Genomic DNA, 9,994 nt, shown 5'->3' with positions numbered 1-9,994 from the left:
ATCCTTTGACAAATATCTAAGCCGACTACTTTAGGTCAAAAAAGGTTCTGTCGTTCAGAAAATGAAATGGAGTATCTCATGCGTTTGTCGTGGAAATTGCAGAGCTTACTAGCCTTTATTAAAGAAAAAATGGTATAATAGCTATGATTGTTTATTTGGAGGAAATCATGACTTTTGAACAAGAATTTTTAAAAGATTTTGAAGAGTGGGTCAACACACAGGTGTTGGTCAATGAAGGTGCTGTTGCGGCTAGTCAGCAGGTCTGGGAAGAAGATCAAGATGAGCGTGCCAAAGATGCCGCCATTCGCTATGAGAGTAAGTTAGATGCTTACCGCTTCTTACAAACAAAATTCGCTAATTATCGTTCTGGTAAAGGTTTCCATGATCTTCCAGACAATTTTCTAGGAAAACGAGAGTACTAATAAAGAAAGGTTTGATGATGAAAAGACTGGTTGTGTACCAGCTTTCAATTAATTATTATGGCTAAAAAGAAAAATCGTAAAAAAGAATATAAGTTAGAATTGAAACGCTCAGGTGCGATTAAGACAAGTCCAGTGGCTGTAGCTCCTGTAGCGACTGAGTCAGTTGTAAAAGCACCCGCTCAGTCTCAAGCGACACTCAGCTTGGAAGAATTTTCAGCAATCTCAGCCGTTGCTGACATTCGTTCTAACCTTGTTGAAACACTTTACAATGAGGGCATCCAGTCAGTAGCAGACTTTGCCAAATTCACTGAAAAAGAAATCCTTGCTTTCAAAGGTATCGGTCCAGCAACTGTGGCTAAATTGAAAGATAACGGCGTGACTTTCAAAGCCTAAGCATTCTTGCTTTCAGCTCTCTAATCTGCTATAATCAAACTATTCAGAGGTGTTTTGAAGTCCATTTGTCACAGGAAGCGGCGTTACTGAGAAATCCGCACAAATGTCAAAGCTAGTTGCTGATGTGAATAATTGAATCAAAAAAGTTGTGAGTGGTCTCCACTCAAATGTGGGTGGTACCGCGGAGCAATTCGTCCCTGTCAGATTTGGCAGGGATTTTTTGTATTTGGGAGTGAGGAGGTTGAAGAACATGCAGATTCTAGAAGATTATGATGGCAAAGCATTACCAAAACTAGAAACGGACCGTCTTATCTTGCGTCAGCGAACGGTGGAGGATGTGCCGGCTATGTTTGACTATGCTCGATTAGAAGAGGTCACATATCCAGCGGGATTCCCGCCAATTGCTAGCTTAGAGGATGAGTATGATTATTTTGAAAATCATTATTACCAAAATCTGAAAAAGGCGAACTTACCATCTGGTTATGGCATTGCTGTTAAAGGAAGTGACCGGATTATCGGCTCTTGCGACTTTAACCACCGCCATGAAGATGATGTATTCGAGATTGGCTACCTGCTTCATCCTGACTACTGGGGTCAAGGTTATATGACAGAAGCTGTCGCTGCTTTGATTGAGGTCGGTTTTACGATTCTCAATCTCCACAAACTCGAAATTCGTTGTTACGATCATAACAAAGCTAGTCAGCGTGTGGCTGAAAAACTAGGCTTTACTCTCGAAGCAACTATTCGTAATCGGAAGGATGGGCAAGGCAATCGCTGTTCAGAGCTGGCTTATGGGCTCTTAAAAAGTGAGTGGGAGAAGCAATGATGAACATTGTCTTAATCGGTGCACAGGCTGCTGGAAAGATGACCATCGGTCAGGAACTTGAAAAAATGACGGATCTGACTCTCTTTCACAATCATGAAACTATTGATTTTGTCATAAAATTTCTACCGAGAACAGAGGAATCGGTTGCATTGATTCACAAGATACGTTTTGAGTTTTTTGAAACTTTCTCTAAAACAGGTCAGCAGATGATTTTTACAGTGGTTATTGATTTTAATGACCCTGAGGACGTTCAGTATTTAGAGGATATTCAAAAAATCTTTCAAAAAAATGGTCAATCGGTGGCGTTTGTCGAGTTGGAGACTGATTTGCAGGAACGACTTCGGCGAAATAAAACTGAAAATCGCTTGAAACATAAACCAAGTAAGCGTGATTTAGAATGGTCTGAAAAAGATATTCTTGATACCGTTGCATTTGCTAATTTTAATCCAGAAGTAGCTCCAGAAAATTTGAAGTCTTACATCAAGATAAATAACACGCACCTCTCTGCAGAAGAAACTGCACAGCTCATTTTACAAAAAATACAGAATAACTAGAAAGGACACTATATGTCAAAAGAACTATCACCAAAATACAATCCAGCTGAGGTTGAGGCTGGTCGTTACCAAACTTGGCTTGACCAAGATGTTTTCAAGCCGTCAGGCGATGCGGAGGCGAAGCCTTACTCTATCGTTATTCCACCACCAAACGTGACTGGTAAGCTTCACTTGGGTCATGCTTGGGACACGACGCTTCAGGATATCATTATCCGTCAAAAGCGTATGCAGGGCTTTGATACGCTTTGGCTTCCAGGGATGGACCACGCAGGGATCGCCACTCAAGCTAAGGTTGAGGAGCGTTTGCGTGAGCAGGGCATTTCACGTTACGACCTCGGTCGTGAGAAATTCTTGGACAAGGTCTGGGAGTGGAAGGACGAGTATGCGACAACCATCAAAGAGCAGTGGGGCAAGATGGGGCTTTCGCTTGACTACTCACGTGAGCGTTTCACCCTTGATGAGGGTCTCTCAAAGGCTGTCCGCAAGGTCTTTGTTGACCTTTATAAAAAAGGTTGGATCTACCGTGGTGAGTTCATCATCAACTGGGATCCAGCTGCCCGCACAGCCCTTTCAGACATCGAGGTTATCCACAAGGATGTTGAGGGTGCCTTCTACCACATGAATTATATGTTGGAAGATGGCTCCGGCTTCTTAGAGGTCGCTACCACTCGTCCAGAGACCATGTTTGGGGATGTGGCTGTCGCTGTCAATCCAGAAGACCCACGCTACAAGGACTTGATTGGTAAAAATGTTATCCTACCAATCCTTAACAAGCCAATTCCAATCGTGGCTGACGAACACGCTGATCCAGAATTTGGAACAGGTGTGGTTAAGATTACGCCAGCTCATGACCCTAATGACTTTGCTGTTGGTCAACGACACAACTTGCCACAAGTTAATGTCATGAATGATGACGGTACTATGAATGAGCGTGCTGGTGAATTCAAGGGTATGGATCGCTTTGAAGCTCGTAAAGCCGTTGTTGCCAAGTTGGAAGAACTCGGTGCTCTTGTTGAAATTGAAAAACATGTCCATTCAGTTGGTCACTCAGAACGTACAGGTGTAGTGGTTGAGCCACGCTTATCAACGCAGTGGTTCGTTAAGATGGACCAATTGGCTAAGAATGCCATTGCCAACCAAGACACAGAGGACAAGGTTGAGTTCTACCCACCACGTTTCAACGATACCTTCCTGTCATGGATGGAAAACGTTCACGACTGGGTGATTTCACGTCAACTTTGGTGGGGTCACCAAATTCCTGCTTGGTACAATGAAGCAGGTGAGATGTACGTTGGCGAAGAGGCTCCAGAAGGTGACGGCTGGACACAGGACTCAGATGTGCTTGATACTTGGTTCAGCTCTGCCCTTTGGCCATTCTCAACCATGGGTTGGCCTGATACGGATGCGGCTGACTTTGAGCGCTACTTCCCAACGTCAACCTTGGTGACAGGTTATGACATCATCTTCTTCTGGGTGTCACGCATGATTTTCCAATCCCTTGAATTTACGGGGCGTAAGCCATTTTCAAATGTCCTCATCCACGGGCTTATCCGTGACGAAGAAGGTCGTAAGATGTCTAAGTCTCTTGGAAATGGTATTGATCCCATGGATGTCATCGAGAAATACGGTGCAGACAGTCTTCGTTGGTTCCTGTCAAACGGTTCAGCTCCTGGTCAGGACGTGCGTTTCTCTTACGAGAAAATGGATGCTTCATGGAACTTCATCAATAAGATTTGGAATATCTCACGCTATATCCTCATGAACAACGAAGGTTTGACGCTTGAGCAAGCAACAGCTAATGTGGACAAGGTTGCTGCTGGTACTGCTGGAAATGTGACAGATAGCTGGATTCTCCACAACCTCAATGAAACTATCGCCAAAGTCACAGAAAACTTTGATAAGTTTGAGTTTGGTGTGGCGGGTCACATCCTTTACAACTTCATCTGGGAAGAATTTGCTAACTGGTACGTTGAGTTGACTAAGGAAGTTCTTTACAGCGATAACGAAGACGAGAAAGTCATTACACGTTCCGTTCTTCTCTACACTTTGGACAAGATTTTACGTCTTCTCCACCCAATCATGCCATTCGTAACTGAAGAGATTTTCGGTCAGTACGCTCAAGGCTCAATCGTGACAGCTGCTTACCCAACGGTTAATCCAGCATTTGAAAACGCTGCAGCTCATAAGGGTGTGGAAAGCCTTAAAGACTTGATCCGTTCGGTGCGAAATAGCAGGGCAGAAGTCAACGTTGCCCCATCTAAACCAATCACCATCTTGGTTAAGACAAGCGACAGCGATCTGGAAAGCTTCTTCAAGGACAACAGCAACTACATCAAACGCTTCACCAACCCAGAAACGCTTGAAATTAGCTCAGCTATTGCCACACCAGAACTTGCCATGTCAAGTGTCATCACAGGTGCAGAAATCTTCCTACCACTTGCTGACCTCCTCAACGTCGAAGAAGAGTTGGCACGTCTCGAAAAAGAACTTGCCAAATGGCAAAAAGAACTCGACATGGTCGGCAAAAAACTCAGCAACGAACGCTTCGTCGCTAACGCCAAACCAGAAGTCGTCCAAAAAGAAAAAGACAAACAAGCCGACTACCAAACAAAATACGATGCGACACAAGAACGTATCGAAGAAATGAAGAAGTTGGTGAAGTAAGATATGGACAAGTTTATCTGTAAGGATAGGCTTGTTTTTTGGTATAATAGTTCTGAATGGAAGTAAGATATGAGTAGCGAAACAAGATTTTTTAAGCATAATGGAATTTACTATACAGACACCAATCTAGCAAATGTTATGATTGATAATTTAGAAATAGATTTTTATAATAACTTTACATTGTTAGAGCTTGCTGTTGGAGAAGGACATATCCTGAGTCTTATTGTAGAAAGATTTTTACGCTACAATCAGAATCGGGATTCACGAGAAATAAAAGATTTTCTTGAAAATAATATATATGCATTCGATTTAAGAGAAGATGCTGTAAAGATTTGTATTGAAAAATTAAATCAGATTTTAGGGAAGTATTTTCCTAGTTTAATAGTATCTTGGAACGTTTTTCAAATGGATATTTTAGAAAAAGAAAAATTATTACAAAAGAAACCTAATTTTGATTTCATAATTAGTAATCCTCCTTATGTATCAAGGCGGAACTTAAGTGTTGATACAGTAAGGTATCTAAAAGATAATAGTTCTTTTTGTCAGAAGTATAATTTTGATTTATACTACTATTTCTTTGAGGTTGCTTTAGAATTTTGGAATAGGGATGGAAATTTTGTTTTTATTACACCAAATAGTTATCTTAAGTCACGTGGAGCAGAAGAGTTGCTTCGTGTTCTAATTAATGAAAGATTGATTGAAAAGATAATTGATTATCAGAATCAGCTGAATTTTGAAGGGGCGACAACTTTTACTGCTATCACAAAATTATCAAAAGAGAATGACAATATTGCAGTTGTTGATTCTGATAATCACGTAATTAAGAATGTAGACTATGAAACATTATTTAATAATAACAGCGTTTATATTTATTTTGAGAATTTCCCAACTTTAGATGAGGATACAGTTTTACTCTCTGAAATAGCAAATGTTAGGAATGGGCTAGCTACTTTACAAGATAAGGTATTTGTGATTAAGGAAAATGAAATCATTGAGCAAAATGACAGAGGGATTATTTTTCAGAAAAATAATAAACGCTATTTAATAGAACCAGAGATTATAAAAAAAATAGTTCGTGTTTCGGATATTGATAAAGAAAATATTGTTATTTTTCCGTACGATTCAAAAAATAAAAGGGTTCCTGATTTATCAAAGAATTTTCCACTAACGTATAGGTATTTAAACGAAACTCTATCAGAAGATTATAAAGAAAAATATGGACTTTATTTTGGACGGACGCAGGGTTTTTTAGGTTACGATAGTAAAAAAGTAATTATTTCCAAAGTAGCTGATTTAAATAATTCCCCATTTAAAATTATTAACGAGGGATTTGTTCAATCAGGATTATCATTAACTTTTTTTGAGGATTATAATAGTAAAATTTTATCTGAAATAGTAGACTATTTAAATTCTCTACTAGTTTTAAATTATTTATTTAATATTTCAAAAAACTATGCTGCAGGTTATAGAAATATTAGTTCTACCGATTTGAAAAATATTGAAATTCCAAGACGACTGTTGGAGGGGAACGGATGACAGAATTGAAATATATTGTTGAAGATAAAGTTTTAGCTGAAGTATTAGGGAGGAATAACTTTTCTACAAAAGAGTCAGCTATTTTAGAATTAGTGAAAAATGCTTATGATGCAGGTGCGGAACAGTTAACAATATCATTTGGAAAGTCAGTAAGTACGGGAAAACTTTTTATTGAAATAGCCGATGATGGAACTGGAATGAGCGACGAGGATATCAAGAATGCTTGGATGCATGTTGGAAAATCTACAAGGGAATATGTAGATTCTAAAACAGGTAGAGTTTTAGCTGGTTCTAAGGGGATAGGGAGATTTGCACTTGCTAGATTAGGTGAAAAAATAGAGTTGTTTTCAAAAAAAGATGGAAACTTTAGTATAAAATGGAGTACTGACTGGGAAAAATCAAGTTTAGAAAGTATCGAATTACCTGATGTTGAGAATGGTACAATAATCAGAATCTATGACTTAAGGGATAAATGGTCTTCGAGGCATATTATTCCATTAAAAGTCTATCTAAGTAAGGTATACAATGATGATAAAATGGAAGTTATTCTTAATTATCAGGCAGGAGGAGTTGATGTTACAGATAGAACAAAGAATATATGGATAAATCCTAAAATTGGAGAGAATTTTGTAGACTCAATTAAAATGGACTATGATTCTAATATTCAAACATTAAATGTAAAACTTGTGCTAGACGAGTTTAAAAGCTCTGTAAAGGAGATAGTAGGATTATCTCCAAAAGGGACGGAAATTTCTTTGAACATTGCATCAGAATTAAAAAAAGATATTATAAGATTGTTAAAAGAAGATGAGGAGAAAGAGGTTTCTGAGGAGGACATCGAGACAGTACTAACAGAATTGGGAGATTTTTCTGGGATGCTTTATTTTAGTTTAGTCTCAATTACAGATAAGGATTTTGAAAAATTTGAATATAAATATCAGAGTTTAAGTGATCGATATTCCTATGGAGTTATACTGTATCGTAACTCATTTAGTATTGACTCTTTTGAAGGTAGGCGAGATTGGTTAAAATTATCTCAAAGAGCGGCAGCCTCACCAGCAGCAGCATCGCATATAAGTGGTTCATGGAGAGTCCGACATAATCAACTTTCTGGCTATATTTCGATTGATAAGCAAAAGAATAATCATATCGAGGATATTTCAAATCGGCAGGGTGTTGTAGAAAATATTTATTTTAATATTTTAGTAGAAATTATACATGTTGCTTTAAAAGAATTTGAATCATATCGACAAAATATTATTCGACAAATTTCTAGATACAAAGATAGATTGATAGAACGGACTATTATTGAAACTCAAAAAGAGTCCACAGCGGAGGATATAGTTCGCAGCACGATTGAAAATCCTGAAAAGATTTCTGAGTTAACTAAGGATGATTTTGAGAAAATTCAAGAGAAGATTAATGCTCAGAAGCAAGCGTTGGATGACCTCGGAGAAGATAGAAAAAGAATTGAAGAAAATTATAGATATGAAGTTCAATTGTTAAATGTTTTAGCAACTTTACAATTAAAAGTCAGTTCATTGAGTCACGAGGTGCAAAACAATCGAAATTCTCTTGCAGCAAATCCTATTAAAATAGAAGAAGCGTTAAAGAGAAAGTATAGTTGGGAAGAATTGCTACTTGAAAAACCTAGCTCGAGAAATATACCAAAGCTAATTGAGAGACTTTCTAATGATTTGGAAAAAGTTTTAGATTTAGCTGATACGATTATTGATGAGACAAAGAAAGATAATTTTGCAGTAAAAGAATTTGAATTGGATGAATTAATTGATTTAATTGTTAGTAAATGGAAGCAACAATATAATTGGGTGAAATTTATAGTCCAAGTAAATCATGATGAAAAAATAAAAATTTCCTATGATCTACTAATGGTTATTATGGATAACTTGATTTTGAATAGTGTACAGATTAATGAAAGCACAGGTGCTTTGTCAATCACTATCGAATTAAATTATAGTGATGGAGAACTTCGATTAGTTTACTTTGATAATGGAGTAGGATTGGATGCTAAGTATAAAGATAATCCTGGAAAAATATTAAATGTTCATGAGACTACGCGAGAAGATGGACATGGTCTTGGAATGTGGATTGTAAGTAATACAATCTACAAACTAGGAGGTGAAATAGAAATAAATCCTAAGTTTCAAGGATTCTATCTGCGGGCTTCTATGAAGATTGATGAAAGTGAGAATCAGTAATGACTATGACTAGTGATATAAAGTTAACTTACATTGATGATAAGCTTGACCCTCTTTTAGTTGAATATTTGTTTAATATTAGTGGGAAAGAGCAGAAATTTGAATATGACGAGTACACGTTTGATAGTAGTCAAGATAGCTACCATAGCTTATTAGAAAATAGTGACATAGCCTCCTCAGATATTATTATTGTAGATTCAAAACTGTTTGAAAATGAATCGGCTGATTCTAAGTCAAAATTTACTGGGCAAGAATTAAAACTTATTTTTGCCACAGCAAACCCTTTTATTCAAGTTATCGTTATTACGCAGAACAATAATCTTGCAAAATATGGAGTGATAAAGAAATTTGCATCAACTAGAGGCAGTTCAGGTAGGGATCAAGAAGAAGCAAATAATTATTATAATGATGTACTTAAGAAAGAGTTAGAAGCTTCAATTAAAAAGATAAATGAAATAAGAAATGCCGGTCAACTTTTGTCAGAAAATAGCTCATCTTATGAGAAAACTCTTATAGTTGAAAAAGTGAATAATTTGATCAAAAAAGTTCCCAGTTATAAAGAATTAACTGACGAAAAGATTGATGAGTTAATTGATTTAATTAAGCTTGACCTTGAGGGAGATCATGACTGATTATAGAGTTACAAAGTTTGAAATTTATAACTACTCAAATATAAAACAGAATAAAATTATATTAGGGCAAGATATTGATGAAAAGGCAGTCAGAAATATCGGACAACATTATAATAAAATAAACAACAAAGAAACGAACTATTATGACCGATTTGAAAAAATTTATTATCATAAATGTGCTTATTGCGGTATTAATACCTCTATAAATCCAGCGCCTCTATACGAGATTGACCATTTTTTTAATGAATTACAAAAAACATTTGGTGATGAAAAATCCGTAGATGAAATTAGTAATTTAATATTTGCTTGTAGAAATTGCAATCAGTCTAAAAAGGAGTTCAAAGTAAATAATATTCACGATATCATTCATCCAGATGGTGAACAAATAGGAAAAGTTTTTAATAGAGGAGAACACTTTGAGATAGTGGTATCACCTGAATATTACTCAAATGAAATAGTTCAAAATTTTTATTACAAAATGAAATTCAATTATCGATTTAGGAAACTAGATTATCTTTTATTGAATTTATATTTTATGAAAGAAAAATACTCTGATAAAATACTGTATGGGAATCTATTTAATAGATTATTAGAATTACGGAATAGTGTCCCAAGTTTGAAAAAATATAAATAATACCCGTTGTGCTAGTTACTTAGGCATAATCAAGAGAATATTTCAAACTCAACCCCAATTCATTATGACTACTTTCAAGCATAAGAGAATAGGTAAGCAATATTGCCTCTGTTC

The 9,994-nt window shown here is 36.7% G+C and carries 9 protein-coding genes; all 9 read left to right on the top strand.

Annotated elements, in window-relative coordinates; translation table 11 throughout:
* Positions 1-167 precede the first annotated feature (167 nt).
* The 9 genes from JOC31_RS09325 to JOC31_RS09285 all read left to right on the top strand — a co-directional run bounded on the left by JOC31_RS09325 (position 168) and on the right by JOC31_RS09285 (position 9,880).
* Positions 168-422: a DUF1912 family protein gene (locus JOC31_RS09325; RefSeq protein WP_205017888.1), complete on the top strand. Its 255-nt coding sequence runs from the start codon at positions 168-170 to the stop codon at positions 420-422.
* Between the two features lie 57 nt (positions 423-479).
* Entirely contained in the window at positions 480-815 is a 336-nt protein-coding gene (locus JOC31_RS09320; protein WP_205017887.1) for a helix-hairpin-helix domain-containing protein, read from the top strand.
* 250 nt (positions 816-1,065) lie between these two features.
* A complete protein-coding gene (locus tag JOC31_RS09315) occupies positions 1,066-1,641 on the top strand; it encodes a GNAT family N-acetyltransferase (RefSeq protein ID WP_205017886.1) in 576 nt (191 codons plus the stop codon).
* A complete protein-coding gene (locus JOC31_RS09310) occupies positions 1,641-2,195 on the top strand; it encodes a DEAD/DEAH box helicase family protein (RefSeq protein ID WP_205017890.1) in 555 nt (184 codons plus the stop codon). Before JOC31_RS09315 ends, JOC31_RS09310 begins: the two co-directional genes overlap by 1 nt.
* Positions 2,196-2,207: 12 nt before the next feature.
* Positions 2,208-4,859, top strand: coding sequence for a valine--tRNA ligase (locus tag JOC31_RS09305; protein WP_205017885.1), 2,652 nt, complete (start codon positions 2,208-2,210; stop codon positions 4,857-4,859).
* Positions 4,860-4,928: 69 nt separating this feature from the next.
* Positions 4,929-6,395 (top strand): Eco57I restriction-modification methylase domain-containing protein, encoded by a 1,467-nt coding sequence (locus JOC31_RS09300; protein WP_205017884.1) that lies wholly within the window; start codon positions 4,929-4,931, stop codon positions 6,393-6,395.
* Positions 6,392-8,614 carry a sensor histidine kinase gene (locus tag JOC31_RS09295; RefSeq protein ID WP_205017883.1) on the top strand — a complete coding sequence of 741 codons (2,223 nt, stop codon included), beginning with the start codon at positions 6,392-6,394 and terminating at the stop codon, positions 8,612-8,614. The genes JOC31_RS09300 and JOC31_RS09295 overlap by 4 nt, the downstream gene beginning before the upstream one ends.
* Positions 8,614-9,246 (top strand): hypothetical protein, encoded by a 633-nt coding sequence (locus JOC31_RS09290; protein ID WP_239551771.1) that lies wholly within the window; start codon positions 8,614-8,616, stop codon positions 9,244-9,246. The genes JOC31_RS09295 and JOC31_RS09290 overlap by 1 nt, the downstream gene beginning before the upstream one ends.
* Positions 9,239-9,880, top strand: coding sequence for an HNH endonuclease (locus tag JOC31_RS09285; RefSeq protein WP_205017882.1), 642 nt, complete (start codon positions 9,239-9,241; stop codon positions 9,878-9,880). Before JOC31_RS09290 ends, JOC31_RS09285 begins: the two co-directional genes overlap by 8 nt.
* Positions 9,881-9,994 lie beyond the last annotated feature (114 nt).

The sequence above is a fragment of the Streptococcus saliviloxodontae genome, assembly GCF_016908655.1.
Classification (GTDB): domain Bacteria; phylum Bacillota; class Bacilli; order Lactobacillales; family Streptococcaceae; genus Streptococcus; species Streptococcus saliviloxodontae.
This window is presented reverse-complemented; position numbering and strand designations above follow the sequence as displayed.

Bases quoted from the DNA above. Each gene is read 5' to 3' on its own strand.
- JOC31_RS09305 (WP_205017885.1), top strand. From the start codon at position 2,208: ATGTCAAAAGAACTATCACCAAAATACAATCCAGCTGAGGTTGAGGCT.
- JOC31_RS09315 (WP_205017886.1), top strand. From the start codon at position 1,066: ATGCAGATTCTAGAAGATTATGATGGCAAAGCATTACCAAAACTAGAA.
- JOC31_RS09295 (WP_205017883.1), top strand. From the start codon at position 6,392: ATGACAGAATTGAAATATATTGTTGAAGATAAAGTTTTAGCTGAAGTA.
- JOC31_RS09285 (WP_205017882.1), top strand. From the start codon at position 9,239: ATGACTGATTATAGAGTTACAAAGTTTGAAATTTATAACTACTCAAAT.
- JOC31_RS09290 (WP_239551771.1), top strand. From the start codon at position 8,614: ATGACTATGACTAGTGATATAAAGTTAACTTACATTGATGATAAGCTT.
- JOC31_RS09300 (WP_205017884.1), top strand. From the start codon at position 4,929: ATGAGTAGCGAAACAAGATTTTTTAAGCATAATGGAATTTACTATACA.
- JOC31_RS09320 (WP_205017887.1), top strand. From the start codon at position 480: ATGGCTAAAAAGAAAAATCGTAAAAAAGAATATAAGTTAGAATTGAAA.
- JOC31_RS09310 (WP_205017890.1), top strand. From the start codon at position 1,641: ATGAACATTGTCTTAATCGGTGCACAGGCTGCTGGAAAGATGACCATC.
- JOC31_RS09325 (WP_205017888.1), top strand. From the start codon at position 168: ATGACTTTTGAACAAGAATTTTTAAAAGATTTTGAAGAGTGGGTCAAC.